The following is a 14858-nucleotide window of genomic DNA, read 5'->3' as shown; positions in this document are numbered from 1 at the left end:
TACAAGGGCATATCGGGACGAGACGGGCGAAGAATGACCTCCAGGTGAACTACTGGCAAAGAATGCAAGACCGTCGTTTGCCCAGCCTTGATGATGAGCAAACAGATTTTCTCGTTTTTTCTTTAAGATGTGCAACCCTTTGATCCGTCTGGCTGTCTGACGGTCCGGATCGCACTCGAGTGCGCTCTGTGTGGTGTGAGTTGCATGAGAGGAGCCCATCCGTGGCCGCTTCGCGTTCGAAGCGGCGGCACAAGGTCCGCCGAAGGGCCGACATGTCGCTTATTGGTGGTATTCGTCCGCCCATAGCGGTGCTGTCGGTCCTGCTTCTCTCCCTCGCGGGGATCACCGCCCTCACCCTGGGCAAACCGGACAACGCCCTGGTTCCCAAGGCGGTCCTGACCTCGCAGCAGTACGTCGCCGAGGACGGCGCCATCGCGCTGCGGGCGTCGCTCGACGAGTCGGTCACCGACCTCACCGGCACCGCGACCCTCTTCAACGAGGGCAAGCCGGTCTCCGCCGACACCGTCCTGGACAAGGTCGGTGAGGTCTACCAGAAGTGGCGTGGCACCGCCGTCATCGAGATCAAGTCGGGCAAGATGCTCGCCGCCCGCGGCGAGAACGTCCCGCTCACCGCGATCGATCTCAGCAAGCTCTCCCGCGATGACGGGCTGGCCCCGCGCATGGTGCGCCTGGAGAACGGCCAGACCCGGCTGATCATCCCCGCCCTGCTGTCCTGGAAGGGGCAGCCGCAGCAACTGCTCGTCGCCTCCAGCACCCTCAGCTTCCCCGGCGTCGACCTGGGGCCGGGCCGCGCCATCGGCGTCGTCGACTCCACGGGCCGGCTGCTCACCAGCCACGGTGCCCTGGACGGCGAGCGGGCCAAGAAGCAGCTCGCCTCCTTCGCCAAGACCGCCGCGCGCAAGGGCCGGCAGCACCCCATCAAGGCCAAGGAGCCCGGCGCGGGCGGCTACACCGGCGTCAGCGGCCACCTCACCGGGGGCGCCGCCGAAGACGTCCGCACCATCGGCGGCTACGCCACGCTCACCCCGCCCCAGCCCGGTGAGCCCACCACCGCCAGCAGCCTCGGCCTCACCGTCGTCACCGAGGTCGACGTCGCCGCGAAGGTCTCCCAGATCACCCGCCCCGCCTTCGGCGTGGCCGCCGCCGGTGCCCTGCTGCTCATCGGCGGGCTCGCGGTGATGGTGCTGCTGGGCACCGTGCAGCGCCCGCTGATCCGGCTGTTCCTGGAGAGCCGCCGCCTCACCCGCGGCGACCTCGCCCGCCCGGTGAGCGTGCCCAGGGCCGGCGAGGCCGCCCGGGTGGGCGCCGCACTCGAGCGGCTGCGCCGGCAGCTCCAGGGCGAACCCGCCGATGTCGAGCGCCCGGCCGTGCGCAAGGGCCTGGGCGCCCGCGCCCTGCTCGCCGTCTGCGCCGTCCTGCTGCTCGTCTGGTCGGTCCCGCTGATGCTGGTGCTCAACCGCGCCGACTCCTCCGTCAAGGTCCCGGCCCAGATCGTCCACGACCAGAAGTCCCGCACCGTGACCCTCAGCGACCGGGTCCGCCGCGCGCTCAACGAGGGCCACGCGGACCTGTCCGCGGTCGCCGCCCTGATCGGGGACCGCACCACGCCCGAGGACATGAAGAAGGTCCTGGAGCGCACCATGCAGGACCACGACCGCTACCAGTCGATGTACGTCCTCGGCGCCGACGGCGAGATCCTGGCGCGGGCCGGTGACGGCCCCCACCACGAGGACGGGAAGGGCCCCTCGAAGCAGGCCATCGAGGTGACCGGCGAGGGCGGCAAGAAGCCCGTGGTCACCGCCACCGCCCAGGCACCCGGCCGGGACGGCGCCGCCGTCGTCGGCGAGTTCCGCATCGAGTTCGTCAACGCGCTGCTGGGCCGCCAGGGCATGGGCGAGGTCCGCGTCGTGGACGCCAAGGGCCGGGTCATCGGCGGCGACTCCGGCTACATCGCCTTCGAGAAGGCGCCGTCGTACATGAACTCGCTGCTCGCCACCAAGCAGGCAGGCGCCACCGTCCAGCGCGGCGGCACGGTACGGGTCGCGGCCGCCGCGCCGTTCAGCGGCGGCGGCGCGGCCAAGTCGCTCCAGTGGAGCCTGGCCAGCTGGCAGCCCGCCTCGGGCCTGGCGATCCCCGAGTACAGCCTGCAGAACCGGACCGTGCTGGCCGGACTGCTGGGGCTGACCGCCGCGGCCGCCTGTCTGGGCTGGCTGCACATCGTCGTCGTACGGCCCCTGCGCGCCCTGGCCGGACAGGCCGAGGCGCTCGCCGCGGGCGACCGCAAGACCGTGCTGTTCCCACGCCACCACGACGAGGTCGGCGCCGTGGTCCGCAGCCTGGAGCTGATCCGGCAGCAGCTCCAGGGACAGCCCCGCAAACGGGACGGCGGCAGCCGGACCCCCGCCGGCGTCGGAAGGAACTGAGGACCCACCGTGCTCTTCCTCTACACCGTTCTCGTGGTGTGCGAGGCCGTCCTGCTGATCGCCGGCATCGTCGAACAGCGGCGGCACCAGACCAACCTCGACGTGATCCCCACCCGGGTCCTGGTCAACGGCATCCGCGGCAAGTCCTCCATCACCCGGCTGTGCGCGGGCGCCCTGCGCGGCGGCGGGCTGACCACCGTGGCCAAGACCACCGGTACGGCGGCCCGCTTCATCCACCCGGACGCCACCGAGGAGCCCGTCTACCGCAAGTTCGGCATCGCCAACGTGGTGGAGCAGATCGGCATCGTGCGCCGCGCCGCCGCCTACAACCCGGACGCGCTCGTCATCGAGTGCATGGCGGTCATGCCGGCGCTCCAGGAGATCAACCAGTCCAAGCTGATCCGCTCCACCATCGGCGTGCTGTGCAACGTCCGCGAGGACCACCTCGCCGAGATGGGCCCCACGCTGGACGACGTGGCGCGCTCGCTGTGCCGGTCCATGCCGGAGAACGGCATCTGCGTCACCGCCGAGCAGGACCGCTTCCACATCCTCCAGGAGGAGGCGGACGCCCGGAACTGCCAGTTGATCTACGCCGACCCCACGACGGTCAGCGACGAGGAGCTGCGCGGCTTCAGCTGGTTCACCTTCAAGGAGAACGTGGCCATCGCGCTCACCGTCGCCGAGCTGGTGGGCGTGGACCGCGCGACCGCCCTCCAGGGCATGTACGACGCTCCGCCGGACCCCGGCGTCCTCTCCGTCGAGCGGTACGCCACCGACGACGGCAAGAAGCTGCGCTTCGCCAACGTCTTCGCGGCCAACGACCCCGAGTCGACGCTGATGAACATCAACCAGCTACTCGACCTCGGCGCCATCCACCGCCCGCTCAACGTGGTCATCAACTGCCGCCCCGACCGGGTCGAGCGCAATGGCCAGATGGGCGAGATCATCCCCGATCTCGACCCCGAGCAGGTCTTCGTCATCGGCCACCCGGCCAAGTCCGCCATCGACGCCATCCCGGCCCAGTACCGGGACCGCGCGGTCGACCTCGGCGGCGACCGCCGGGATCCCGAGGAGTTCATGGCCGAGCTGCTCGGCCGCCTCGGCCCCGACTCCTCCCTGGTCGCCATCGGCAACATCCACGGCCAGGGCGAGATCCTCCTGGAGCACCTCGCCGAGCTGCCGCCCGACGAGAGCGCCGATGACACCCCGGCGGCACCGGCGGCACCGGCCGCACCGGCGGGCGGCGAGCGCCATGTCGAGCACGTGGACACGGTCCAGCTGTACGCGCCCCGCCTCGACCCCTACCAGGGCTACCCGGAGGCGTACGAGACCCGGTACGCGGCGGCCCAGGCGCGCGTACCCGCTCAGCGCACCCCCGAGCGGCCGTACCCGCAGCCGGGACCCGACCAGGGCTCCCGGGATCCGTGGCCCGCCGTCGTACCGGCCTCCGACGCCCCGCAGTCCCGCGGCCTGTTCGAGCCGCGCGTCCCGCCCGCCCCGCCCGCCGACGACTCCCAGCAGTGGCAGAACCCAGGAGAGCAGCACCGTTGATCCCCTCCGTCCTCACCCCTGAGATCGCCGCCATCGGCATCGCGATCGGGCTGCTCTTCTCGCTGGTCTGCTACCTGACCACCAACCTCTCGCCCGGCGGCATGATCACCCCGGGCTGGCTGGCGCTGACCCTCGTCGAGGATCTCCAGCGGGCCGCGATGGTCGTCGGTGTCACCGTGCTGACCTACGTGGGCACGCTGCTGATGCAGAAGTACGTGATCCTCTACGGCAAGCGGCTCTTCGCGGCGGTCGTCCTGCTCGGCGTGACCCTCCAGGCGACCGTGATGATCATCCTGTCGCTCGAGTTCCCGCTGATGTACGCGAACCAGACCCTCGGCTTCATCGTCCCCGGCCTGATCGCCTACCAGCTGGTCCGCCAGCCCCGGGGGGCCACCCTGCTGTCCACCGGGTCGGTGACGCTGATGGCCTATGTCGTCCTCACCGCCGGAATCCTCCTCGGCGTCATGCCGTCCGCCTGACCCACCACCGGAGCCGATCCCATGCCACTGAAGAAGAAACGCCCCGTACTGCACGCCGTCACCGTGCTCGCGCTGCTCGGCGCCAGCGGCTATCTGACCGTGGAGCTGAGGAAGGACGAGCAGGACAAGACGCCCGGCACCCAGGCCGTCATCGACGAGCCGAACCTGGAGAACGGCACCGGCCAGCAGCGGGGCAAGCAGACCTGGGAGCGGCTGAAGAACCCCGCCCGCACCATCCTGCGCGGCGACAACGGCCAGATCCTCGCCACCTTCACCGACCGCGCCCGCACCGCCACCCTGCGCGGCCCCTCCCGCACCTTCAGCGAGCCCACCAACACCAAGTCCAAGGTGATCAGCGAGGACTGGGTGCGGCTGATGCCCGAGCCGTGGGCCGAGGGCGCCGAGAAGGAGCAGTGGTTCAAGGACTGGTTCAAGGAGAACTACGGCAGCAAGAAGGAGGACCTCTTCGCGATCGCCTTCCAGTACGTGACGGGCGCGCCGGTCAAGAAGGACGCCCAGGGCATCCCGTACGCGGGCGACGCGGTCTTCGGGCCCTTCAAACCGGACGGCGTGGACCGGCTGGAACAGAACGACTTCTACGACTACCTGGGCATCTCCTACACCTTCCGCGACGGCACCACGATGGCCGCGCGCAAGGAGCGTTACCGGGCGCTGGACTGCTCCGGCTTCATCCGCATGGTCATGGGCTACCGGGCCCGCTACCCCCTGATGGCGAACAACGTCGTGGGCGACGGCCTGCCGCGCACCGCCAACGGCATGGCCCGCTCCAAGGTCGGCGTCGACATCATCAAGATCCAGGGCCCCGGCCCCTGGTACACCCGGCCCACCAACATCGATGTTCTCCAACCCGGTGACCTGCTGTTCTTCAAGATGGATCACCGCACCGCCGACCATATGGACCATGTCGCGCTGTACCTGGGGCTGGACACCGACGGCCACCGCGTGTTCGTCTCCAGCCGCAAGGAGCAGAACGGCCCCACCATCGGTGACAACGGCGGTGTCTCCCGGATCGACGGCAACGGCTTCTACGCAGGGCTCTTCCGCAGCGCCAAGCGCCTCTGAGCGCCAGGAGGAGAAAATCGGGCTGAATCAGGGCAAAATTTTTGGCGGAGTCAGACCTTAACGGCTCGTTTCCTTGTAGCCTTCGTGTTTATACGGGTAGGTTCTGCGCCATGACCGCATCCCAGACTCCGACCACTGCCGAGGAGCTGCGCGGTGCCGGCCTGCGGGTGACGGCGGCTCGGGTCGCCCTGCTGGAGACCGTCCGGGACGGTGATCACCTCGGGGTCGAGGCGATCGCCTCCGGGGTACGCGACCGTGTCGGCCACATCTCCCTCCAGGCCGTGTACGAGGCCCTGCACGCGATGACCGCGGCGGGCCTCGTACGCCGTATCGAACCGGCCGGCAACCCCGTCCGGTTCGAAGGACGCGTCGGGGACAACCACCACCACGTCGTATGCCGGTCGTGTGGTGCCGTCGCCGATGTCGACTGCGCCGCCGGTGAGGCACCCTGCCTGACCGCGTCCGATGACCACGGCTTCTCGATCGACGAGGCCGAGGTCATCTACTGGGGCCAGTGCCCCGCCTGTTCCACCGCCACCAGTTCCTGAGCACCATGATCCGCCCTAGCGTGGAAGGATTTCCATGTCCGAGAACCATGAGGCAATCGTCGTAGACCCGAAGACAGAGGAAGCGGGGGGCTGCCCGGTCGCGCACGGGCGTGCTCCCCACCCCACGCAGGGCGGCGGAAACCGTCAGTGGTGGCCGGACCGGCTCAATCTGAAGATCCTCGCCAAGAACCCCCCGGCGGCGAACCCGCTGGGTGAGGAGTTCGACTACGCCGAGGCGTTCCAGGCCCTCGACCTCGCGGCGGTGAAGCAGGACATCGCCGAGGTGCTGACCACCTCGCAGGACTGGTGGCCGGCGGACTTCGGCAACTACGGCCCGCTGATGATCCGTATGGCCTGGCACAGCGCCGGCACCTACCGCATCAGCGACGGCCGTGGCGGCGCCGGTGCCGGTCAGCAGCGCTTCGCCCCGCTCAACAGCTGGCCGGACAACGCGAGCCTCGACAAGGCCCGCCGCCTGCTGTGGCCGGTGAAGAAGAAGTACGGCCAGAGCATCTCCTGGGCCGACCTCATGGTCCTCACCGGCAACGTCGCGCTGGAGACGATGGGCTTTACGACCTTCGGCTTCGGCGGTGGCCGTGCGGACGTCTGGGAGGCCGAGGAGGACGTCTACTGGGGCCCGGAGACCACTTGGCTCGGCGACGAGCGCTACACCGGCGACCGCGAGCTGGAGAACCCGCTCGGCGCGGTCCAGATGGGCCTGATCTACGTCAACCCGGAGGGCCCCAACGGCAACCCGGACCCGATCGCCGCGGCCCGCGACATCCGGGAGACCTTCCGCCGGATGGCGATGAACGACGAGGAGACCGTCGCCCTCATCGCCGGTGGCCACACCTTCGGCAAGACCCACGGCGCGGGCCCCGCGGACGCCGTCGGCCCGGACCCGGAGGCCGCCCCGATGGAGCAACTGGGCCTCGGCTGGAAGAGCACCCACGGCACGGGCGCGGGCAAGGACGCCATCACCAGCGGCCTCGAGGTCACCTGGACCACCACCCCCACCCAGTGGAGCAACGGGTTCTTCAAGAACCTCTTCGAGTACGAGTACGAGCTCACCAAGAGCCCGGCCGGCGCCAACCAGTGGGTGGCCAAGGACGCCCCGGAGATCGTTCCGGACGCCTTCGACCCGAACAAGAAGCAGCGCCCGACGATGCTCACCACGGACCTCTCGCTGAAGCTGGACCCGATCTACGGGCCGATCTCCCGCCGGTTCTACGAGAACCCGCAGGAGTTCGCGGACGCCTTCGCCCGCGCCTGGTACAAGCTGACCCACCGCGACATGGGCCCGAAGTCGCTGTACCTCGGCCCGGAGGTCCCGGCGGAGACCCTGGTGTGGCAGGACCCGCTGCCCGAGGCCGAGGGTGAGGCCATCGACGCCGCCGACGTCACGGCGCTCAAGGCCAAGATCCTCGACTCCGGTCTGACCGTCTCGCAGCTGGTCGGCGCCGCGTGGGCGTCCGCCGCCTCCTTCCGCGGCAGCGACAAGCGCGGTGGCGCCAACGGCGCCCGGATCCGCCTGGAGCCGCAGCGCGGCTGGGAGGTCAACAACCCGGACGAGCTCGCGCAGGTCCTGCGCACCCTGGAGACCATCCAGGGCGAGTTCAACTCCGGCGCCAAGAAGGTCTCCCTGGCCGACCTGATCGTCCTCGGTGGCTCCGCCGCCGTCGAGAAGGCCGCCAAGGACGCCGGTGTCGAGGTCGAGGTGGCCTTCGCCCCGGGCCGTGTCGACGCGGGCGACGAGCACACCGACGCCGAGTCGTTCGCCGCGCTGGAGCCGACGCACGACGGGTTCCGCAACTACGTCGGCAAGGGCAACCGCCTCCCGGCCGAGTACCTGCTGCTGGACCGGGCGAACCTGCTCACCCTGAGCGCCCCCGAGACGACCGTCCTGGTCGGCGGTCTGCGCGTACTGGGCGCGAACCACAACGGGTCCAAGCACGGCGTCCTCACCGAGACCCCGGGCAAGCTGACCAACGACTTCTTCGTCAACCTGCTCGACCTGGGCACGACCTGGAAGTCCACGTCCGAGGACCAGACCACGTTCGAGGGCCGTGACGCCTCGGGCGCGGTCAAGTGGACCGGCACCCGTGCCGACCTCGTCTTCGGCTCCAACTCCGAGCTGCGCGCCCTCGCGGAGGTCTACGCGAGCGACGACGCCAAGGAGAAGTTCGTGCACGACTTCGTCGCGGCGTGGGTCAAGGTCATGAACCTGGACCGGTTCGACCTCGTCTGATCCGCTCCGAGCACCACGTCCAGGCCGGTCCGCACGGACCGGCCTGGACGCTTTTCGGCCCCACCGCCGGTCCCGGCAGGGCCGGCGGACACGCTTTGCCATCTCTTTACAACGCGCCGCGCCGCTGCCTCGTCTCTCCGCTCGATCCGTAATCCAGCCCGCCGAACTGCCGGGCGGACCGACGAAAGAGAGCGACTCCATGCGCCGCACTGTCCTCAGCGCGATGACACTCGCGTGCACCGCCGTACTGGCGACCACCGTGCCCGCGTTCGCCGACGACGCGACCCCCGCCCCCCGCCGCACCCCCGCGGCCTCCGCCAGCCCGGCCCCGAGCGAGGCGCCGACCCGCACGCCCAGCTCCGCCGCCCCGGCCCCGAGGGATGAGCCGGCCCAGAAGCGGGACCGCGGCCAGGTCGCCGTCGTGCCGAAGGGCGCGCCGAACACCGGAGTGACGGCCGAGTCCGCCGGGTCGTCCGGGAACGAGGGCGCGCTGATCGGCGGGGGCGCCGCCGCGGTGCTCGCCGCGGGCGGCGCGACGGTCCTCGTCGTCCGCCGCCGGCGGGCGACCGGGGCATGACGTCGTTCTCCAGGCGCGCCTTCGCCACCGCGGCGATGGCCTCGCTGCTCGCGGGCTGCGGCGGCCACCCGGCCCGGCAGACCACGGCCGCACCGCACTCCGGGAGGAGGCCACCGCCGACCCCCGTGAAGGCGGCGCGTCCCCTCGGACGTTCGGTCCCGGTCGGGCTGCGGATCCCGGCCATCGGCGTCGACACCCCGGTCATCCGGCTGGGGCTGGCGCCGGACGGGAGCGTGGCGGTCCCGCCGGTCACGGCCCACGACCGCGCGGGCTGGTACCGGCACTCGCCGACCCCGGGGCAGCTCGGCCCGTCCGTCATCCTCGGCCATGTCACGGTCGGCGCCCACGGCGACGGGGTCTTCCGTCACCTGGCGCGGCTGCGCCGGGGCGACCGGGTCGAGGCGCGCCTGGAGAACGGCACGGCGGCCCGGTTCGCCGTCAGCGCCGTACGGACCGTCGCCAAGGCGGACTTCCCGGCGGACGAGGTCTACGGGAACGTGGACCGCCCGGAGCTGCGGCTGATCACCTGTGGCGGCCCCCGCTCCGGCGACGGCTACCTCGACAACGTGATCGTCTTCGCCACGCTGACGTCCGCGGGCCCCTGATCCACCCCCGGATCCCGGGCCGCCGGTGGAACCCACACCGGCGGCTCGGGCTCCTCCTCGCTGAAGTGCCCTCACGGCCGAGTGCCGTCACGACCATGGAGTGCGTTGAAACGGTCCCGTGACAGGGCGGCGTCCGAGCTGTTCGCCGCCCTCTACCCGCGCCTGGCCGGCTGGTGCCGCCGTCTCGTCGACGACGACGAGACGGCCCATGAGATCGCCTCCGAGGCGTTCACCCGGCTCTGGGCCCGCTGGACGTCCGTGGAGGAGCCCCGCGGCTTCCTCTACGTCACCGCGGCCAATCTCGTCCGGGACCACTGGCGCAAGGTGGAGCGCGAGCGCAGGGCCATGCGCCGTGCCACCACGGAAGCCGCCGTCCGCCCCCACACCGAAGAGTCCGACCCGTCGGTGCGCCTGCTCGTGCAGTCGCTGCCGGAACGGCTGCGCGTCCCGATCCTGCTGCACTACTACGCTGACATGCCGATCCGGGAGGTGTCCGTACTGACCGGGCGCAAGGAAGGAACCGTCAAGGCCGACCTCCACGCGGCCCGGGAACTGCTCCGCGTCCATCTGAGGAGAAGCCTTGACCCCACGCTTTGAGGACGGCCCGGAGTACGACGGCCCGGAGTACTTCGGCCCCGAGCACATCGGCCCGGAGTACTTCGGCCCCGAGCGGGAGCCCGACGACCCCCTCGCGGTGATCCTGCGGCCCCCCTCCGACCACCTCGGCCCGCCCCCCGGCCGGTACGAGGCGATCCGCCGCGCCGCGGCCCGCCGCAGGCTGCTCCGCGCCGCGGCCGGGGTCGGTGTGTCCTGCGCCGTGGCCGCCCTCATCGCGCTGCCGCTCCGCGCGACGGCGCCCGAGCCACCCGCGCGCCCGACGGTCCCGCTCGCCCCGCCGCCCGCGCCCGGCCGTACGACGCCCCCGCTGCCGTCGGCTTCCGGCGGCCCCTCGGTGTCGCCCCGCCCCTCGGGGCCGTCCGAGTCCGCCGGTCAGCGCTCCAGCCGCGGGCCCGGGAGCGAGACGTCCGGCCCCCGGGACGGCGCGAAGGTGCCCACTCGCGGACGGTCGGCGGCGCCGAGCTCCCCGGAGCGGATCGTTCCGTCGGAGGTCCGGAGGGACACCGGAATCACCCCCGGAACCACGCGACGACCGTAGGCGGCCCCGGCCGCCTGCGGTCCTGTCGTACTACGCCTTCGAACCGATGCCGGTCAGCGACCGCACCTCCATCTCCGCCTGCTTCTTGGGGTCGGCGGGCTCCTTGCTGAGGACCGTGCCGAGGAAGCCGCAGAGGAAGGAGAGCGGAATGGAGACCAGGCCGGGGTTGGTGAGCGGGAACCAGTGGAAGTCCACGCCCTTGATGATCGACGTGGAACTGCCCGAGATGGCGGGGGAGAAGATGATGAGCACCAGGCCGGACCCCAGCCCGCCGTAGATGCTCCACAGCGTCCCGGTCGTGTTGAAACGCTTCCAGAACAGTGTGTAGAGGATCGTCGGCAGATTGGCGGACGCGGCGAGCGCCAGGGCCAGCGACACCAGGAACGCGACGTTCTGGCCGTTGGTCACGATGCCGCCGAGGATGGCCAGGAAGCCGATCACGAGCGCGGTCAGACGGGCGACCCGGATCTCGGACCGCGGATCGGCCTTTCCGCGCCGGATGACATTGGCGTACACGTCATGGGCGAACGAGGCCGAGGCGGCCAGGGTCAGTCCGGCCACCACCGCCAGGATCGTCGCGAAGGCCACCGCGGCCACGATGCCCAGGAGCATCGCACCGCCGATCTCGAAGGCGAGCAGGGGAGCCGCGGAGTTCTCGCCGCCGGGCGCGTTCACGATCTTGTCCGAACCGACCAGCGCGGTGGCGCCGTACCCGACGAGCAGGATCGACAGATAGAAGATGAACATCGACCAGGAGCACCACACCACCGAGCGCCGGGCCTCCTTGGCGTCCGGCACGGTGTAGAAGCGCATCAGCACGTGCGGCAGGCTGGAGATGCCGAGGACCAGTGACAGCGAGAGTGAGACGAAGTCGAGCTGGTCCATCGCGTTGTTGCCGTACCAGCCGCCCGGGTTGAGCAGTTCGCCGCCCAGCGGGCTGTTCTGCGACGCCTGGTCGAGGATGGCCGAGAAGCTGAACCCGAACTTGCCGAGCAGGAACACGCTCATGAAGGTCACGCAGATCAGCAGCAGCCCCGCCTTGATGATCTGCACCCAGGTGGTGCCCTTCATGCCGCCCACCAGGACGTAGAAGACCATCACGAGGCCGACGCCGGTGATGATGAGGGCCTGCCCGCCCTTGCTGTGCACATTGAGCAGCAGGGCGATCAGGCCACCCGCGCCGGCCATCTGGGCGAGCATGTAGAAGAAGGTGATCACCAGAGTGGCGTTGGCCGCCGCCGCGCGCACCGGGCGCTGCTTCATGCGGAAGGCCATCACATCGCCGACCGTGAACCGCCCGGTGTTGCGCAGCCGTTCACCGACCAGCAGCAGGGCGACCAGCCAGGCCACCAGCCATCCCACGGAGTAGAGGAAGCCGTCGTAGCCGTGGACGGCGATCGCCCCCGAGATGCCGAGGAAGGAGGCCGCGGAGAGGAAGTCGCCGGAGAGGGCGATGCCGTTCTGGACGCCGCTGAAGGCGCTGCCCGCGGCGTAGTAGTCGGAGGTGGTGGAGTTTCTGTTGGTGGCCTTGTAGACGACGAACAGCGTGATGACGACGAAAGCGAAGAAGACGCTCAGGTTGATTATCGGGCTGCCGGTCGTGCGGGCTGCGATCTGCACTGTCATTCCTTGCCGACTCCCGCCAGCTCGTGGATCGTGTCCACCTGGGGATCAAGTTTCTTATGCGCGAAGCGCCGGTATATCAGGACGATCGCCATGGTCGTCACGAACTGCAGCAGACCGAAAACGGTGCCGGTGTTGACCGCGCCGAACAGCTTGCGGCTCATGAAGTCGTGGTCGTAGGCCGAGAAGAGAACGAAGGTCATGTACCAGCACAAGAAGAACGCGCTCATCGGGAAGATGAACCAGAGCAGTCGCTTGCGCAGAAGTTTGAACTCCGGGCTCTGCTGGATCGCCTCGAAGTCGGGCTCCCCGATATCGTCACCGCGATCGGCGAACCCCGTTCCGGTGGCCCGCTCGGATGGCAGCGAAGCGGGCGGTCGCACCGATTTATTCATGGTTTTCTCCGGGGTTTTTCTGACGAAAACGTCGGTTCGGGGGCGCCCGCGCTCGGGCGTCAGGGGAGGGCAACCGGCGGGCCCTTGACGCGGCAAGTGTAGTAAGGCGCCGTACGCAGTCAACGTGGCGCCCTGCTCCGCACCGGCGCAGGTGGACACATGTCAGGGCGTGCGGCCGGGTTCGGCGCCATCCCGAATATGGCGGGAGAGGTCGCTGAACCAGTACTTTGTCTCACCTTCCCGGGTTGTCCATTTTGACTTGGTGTCAGGTTGCCGGTGGGTGCTCAGGGTTGCGCCTTGGGGACATTTCGGGGCCCGGCGTTGTGTCCCAAGTGTCGCCACTGGTAGAACCTCACCTCGGGTAGAACGTCCCATCGTGCGCGAGCATGGGTGCGGTGAGTATGCCGCCTGGGCAGCGCGTCTGCCGTTGGCATATGACGGCAGCTCCCGGCTCGCCACTCCCTCCCCCGAGGTGTTTGGATAGGCCAAGGAATGCAGTCTGCGGGGGTGTTCCCAAGAAGCCGGAGGTAGGTTGATCTGTGGGTTTCCTCGACCGCTCTCGCATCGTCGCAGGCGCGGGCTGGAATCGTTGGCTGATTCCTCCGGCGGCGCTCGCGATCCACTTCGCCATCGGCCAGGCGTACGCCTGGAGTGTCTTTAAGATACCCCTGGAAGATTCCCTAGACATCTCGGGGACGGCTAGTGCCCTCCCGTTCCAGATCGGCATTCTGGTGCTCGGGCTGTCTGCCGCGTTCGGGGGAACGCTGGTGGAGCGAAAAGGCCCGCGCTGGGCCATGTTCGTGTCGCTCGTGGCCTTCTCGACCGGCTTCCTGGTCGCCGCGCTCGGCGTCGCCACGCGAAATTATTGGCTGGTCGTTCTCGGCTACGGCGGCATCGGCGGAGTCGGCCTCGGCATCGGATACATCGCGCCGGTGTCCACCCTGATGAAGTGGTTCCCGGACCGGCCGGGCATGGCCACCGGTACGGCGATCATGGGTTTCGGCGGTGGCGCGCTGATCGCCTCTCCCTGGTCGACGGAGATGCTCAAGGCGTTCGGCGGTGACACCAGTGGCATCGCCAAGACATTCCTGGTGCACGGCTTGGCCTACGCCGTGTTCATGTCGCTGGGCGTGGTGCTCGTACGAGTGCCGCCCGAGGGCTGGCGGCCGGCCGGCTGGACACCCAGCGTCGACGCGGGCAAGCGGCTCGTCACCACCGCGAACGTATCGGCCAGGAACGCGGTGCGGACGCCGCAGTTCTGGCTGCTCTGGATCGTGCTGTGCATGAACGTTACTGCTGGTATCGGGATCCTGGAGAAGGCCGCCCCGATGATCCAGGACTTCTTCCACGACACGGCGAGTCCGGTGAGCGCGAGCGCCGCCACCGGGTTCGTCGCGCTGCTGTCCCTGGCCAACATGGCCGGTCGCTTCGTGTGGTCCTCGGTCTCCGACGTGGTCGGCCGGAAGAACATCTACCGGCTGTACCTGGGCGCCGGAGCCCTGCTCTACCTCACCATCATGCTCGAGAAGGACAGCAGCACCGCGCTGTTCGTCGCCTCCACGATGGTGATCCTGTCGTTCTACGGCGGTGGATTCGCCACCGTTCCGGCCTACCTCAAGGACCTGTTCGGCACCTACCAGGTCGGCGCCATCCACGGCCGGCTGCTGACCGCGTGGTCGGTCGCCGGAGTCGCCGGACCGCTCATCGTGGATTCCATCGCGGATTCCGCACATGAGGACGGGCGCTCCGGCCCGGCCCTCTACACCTTCTCGTTCTCGCTCATGATGGGATTGCTCGTCATCGGCTTCATCGCGAACGAGCTGGTACGTCCGGTGAATCCGAAGTTCCATGAGCCGGAGCCGGCGGCCCGGGAGGAGTCGGCACCTCCGGAGGAAACCCCCGATCCCATTCCGGCAGAGAGGCGGTAAACCGGTGACTGACGCAGACGGCCCTTCGCCGAACGCGGCCAAGACGGGCTCCCCCGTGGTGATGGTCGTGGCATGGCTGTGGGTGACGGTGCCGTTTCTGTACGGCCTGTATCAACTGGCGGAGAAAAGCAGCAAGTTGTTCGAGTAGCGGCAGGCGCGCCGGCGCATCGACCGAAGCGATGGGCCGGCGCGCTGCCGGGCGTTCGACTTTCCCCATCCGG

Annotated in this window: 14 protein-coding genes; 12 read left to right on the top strand and 2 right to left on the bottom strand. The window is 69.5% G+C overall.

Annotation, left to right across the window (positions count from 1 at the left end; all coding sequences use genetic code 11):
- The first annotated feature begins 272 nt into the window (after nt 1-272).
- The 10 genes from NP777_RS19780 (at nt 273) to NP777_RS19735 (ending at nt 10691) form a co-directional block, all read left to right on the top strand.
- Entirely contained in the window at nt 273-2444 is a 2172-nt protein-coding gene (locus tag NP777_RS19780) for a HAMP domain-containing protein (protein WP_256651522.1), read from the top strand.
- A gap of 9 nt (nt 2445-2453) precedes the next feature.
- Nucleotides 2454-3995 carry a poly-gamma-glutamate synthase PgsB gene (gene pgsB / locus NP777_RS19775; RefSeq protein WP_256651493.1) on the top strand — a complete coding sequence of 514 codons (1542 nt, stop codon included), beginning with the start codon at nt 2454-2456 and terminating at the stop codon, nt 3993-3995.
- Nucleotides 3992-4474: a poly-gamma-glutamate biosynthesis protein PgsC/CapC gene (locus NP777_RS19770; protein ID WP_044568305.1), complete on the top strand. Its 483-nt coding sequence runs from the start codon at nt 3992-3994 to the stop codon at nt 4472-4474. Before pgsB ends, NP777_RS19770 begins: the two co-directional genes overlap by 4 nt.
- A gap of 21 nt (nt 4475-4495) precedes the next feature.
- Nucleotides 4496-5557: an NlpC/P60 family protein gene (locus NP777_RS19765; RefSeq protein WP_256651492.1), complete on the top strand. Its 1062-nt coding sequence runs from the start codon at nt 4496-4498 to the stop codon at nt 5555-5557.
- Between the two features lie 110 nt (nt 5558-5667).
- On the top strand, nt 5668-6105 hold the full coding sequence (locus tag NP777_RS19760; RefSeq protein ID WP_256651491.1) for a Fur family transcriptional regulator: 438 nt from the start codon (nt 5668-5670) through the stop codon (nt 6103-6105).
- 34 nt (nt 6106-6139) lie between these two features.
- Nucleotides 6140-8353, top strand: coding sequence for a catalase/peroxidase HPI (gene katG, locus NP777_RS19755; protein ID WP_256651490.1), 2214 nt, complete (start codon nt 6140-6142; stop codon nt 8351-8353).
- A gap of 199 nt (nt 8354-8552) precedes the next feature.
- On the top strand, nt 8553-8930 hold the full coding sequence (locus tag NP777_RS19750; RefSeq protein WP_256651489.1) for a Tat pathway signal sequence domain protein: 378 nt from the start codon (nt 8553-8555) through the stop codon (nt 8928-8930).
- Nucleotides 8927-9535, top strand: coding sequence for a class F sortase (locus NP777_RS19745; RefSeq protein ID WP_256651488.1), 609 nt, complete (start codon nt 8927-8929; stop codon nt 9533-9535). Before NP777_RS19750 ends, NP777_RS19745 begins: the two co-directional genes overlap by 4 nt.
- A 105-nt stretch (nt 9536-9640) precedes the next feature.
- Nucleotides 9641-10132 carry an RNA polymerase sigma factor gene (locus tag NP777_RS19740; protein ID WP_256651487.1) on the top strand — a complete coding sequence of 164 codons (492 nt, stop codon included), beginning with the start codon at nt 9641-9643 and terminating at the stop codon, nt 10130-10132.
- Complete coding sequence (locus NP777_RS19735; RefSeq protein WP_391858543.1) at nt 10116-10691, top strand: hypothetical protein; 576 nt, start codon at nt 10116-10118, stop codon at nt 10689-10691. The genes NP777_RS19740 and NP777_RS19735 overlap by 17 nt, the downstream gene beginning before the upstream one ends.
- Before the next feature lie 30 nt (nt 10692-10721).
- Here NP777_RS19735 and NP777_RS19730 read toward each other — a convergent pair whose 3' ends face one another.
- Together NP777_RS19730 and NP777_RS19725 are read right to left on the bottom strand one after the other, a co-directional pair.
- The gene (locus NP777_RS19730) at nt 10722-12317 is read right to left on the bottom strand and encodes a solute symporter family protein (protein WP_256651486.1); all 1596 of its coding nucleotides are present in this window, start codon (nt 12315-12317) and stop codon (nt 10722-10724) included.
- Complete coding sequence (locus NP777_RS19725) at nt 12314-12709, bottom strand: DUF485 domain-containing protein (RefSeq protein WP_256651485.1); 396 nt, start codon at nt 12707-12709, stop codon at nt 12314-12316. Before NP777_RS19725 ends, NP777_RS19730 begins: the two co-directional genes overlap by 4 nt.
- A gap of 539 nt (nt 12710-13248) precedes the next feature.
- On the opposite strand from NP777_RS19725, the gene NP777_RS19720 reads away from it, so the two are divergent.
- Both NP777_RS19720 and NP777_RS19715 read left to right on the top strand, forming a co-directional pair.
- Nucleotides 13249-14637: an L-lactate MFS transporter gene (locus tag NP777_RS19720; protein ID WP_256651484.1), complete on the top strand. Its 1389-nt coding sequence runs from the start codon at nt 13249-13251 to the stop codon at nt 14635-14637.
- 4 nt (nt 14638-14641) lie between these two features.
- Nucleotides 14642-14785, top strand: a complete 144-nt coding sequence (locus tag NP777_RS19715; protein ID WP_256651525.1) for an MFS transporter small subunit — start codon at nt 14642-14644, stop codon at nt 14783-14785.
- Nucleotides 14786-14858: the final 73 nt, after the last annotated feature.

The organism is Streptomyces rugosispiralis, from assembly GCF_024505145.1.
Taxonomy (GTDB): Bacteria; Actinomycetota; Actinomycetes; order Streptomycetales; family Streptomycetaceae; genus Streptomyces; species Streptomyces rugosispiralis.
Note: the sequence above shows the minus strand (reverse complement) of the source record. Positions and strands in the feature narration are given on the sequence as shown.

What these genes read in the sequence shown, in the direction of transcription:
- NP777_RS19780 (WP_256651522.1), top strand. Translation starts at nt 273, where the DNA reads ATGTCGCTTATTGGTGGTATTCGTCCGCCCATAGCGGTGCTGTCGGTC.
- NP777_RS19765 (WP_256651492.1), top strand. Translation starts at nt 4,496, where the DNA reads ATGCCACTGAAGAAGAAACGCCCCGTACTGCACGCCGTCACCGTGCTC.
- NP777_RS19760 (WP_256651491.1), top strand. Translation starts at nt 5,668, where the DNA reads ATGACCGCATCCCAGACTCCGACCACTGCCGAGGAGCTGCGCGGTGCC.
- katG (WP_256651490.1), top strand. Translation starts at nt 6,140, where the DNA reads ATGTCCGAGAACCATGAGGCAATCGTCGTAGACCCGAAGACAGAGGAA.
- NP777_RS19750 (WP_256651489.1), top strand. Translation starts at nt 8,553, where the DNA reads ATGCGCCGCACTGTCCTCAGCGCGATGACACTCGCGTGCACCGCCGTA.
- NP777_RS19745 (WP_256651488.1), top strand. Translation starts at nt 8,927, where the DNA reads ATGACGTCGTTCTCCAGGCGCGCCTTCGCCACCGCGGCGATGGCCTCG.
- NP777_RS19730 (WP_256651486.1), bottom strand. Translation starts at nt 12,317, where the DNA reads ATGACAGTGCAGATCGCAGCCCGCACGACCGGCAGCCCGATAATCAAC.
- NP777_RS19725 (WP_256651485.1), bottom strand. Translation starts at nt 12,709, where the DNA reads ATGAATAAATCGGTGCGACCGCCCGCTTCGCTGCCATCCGAGCGGGCC.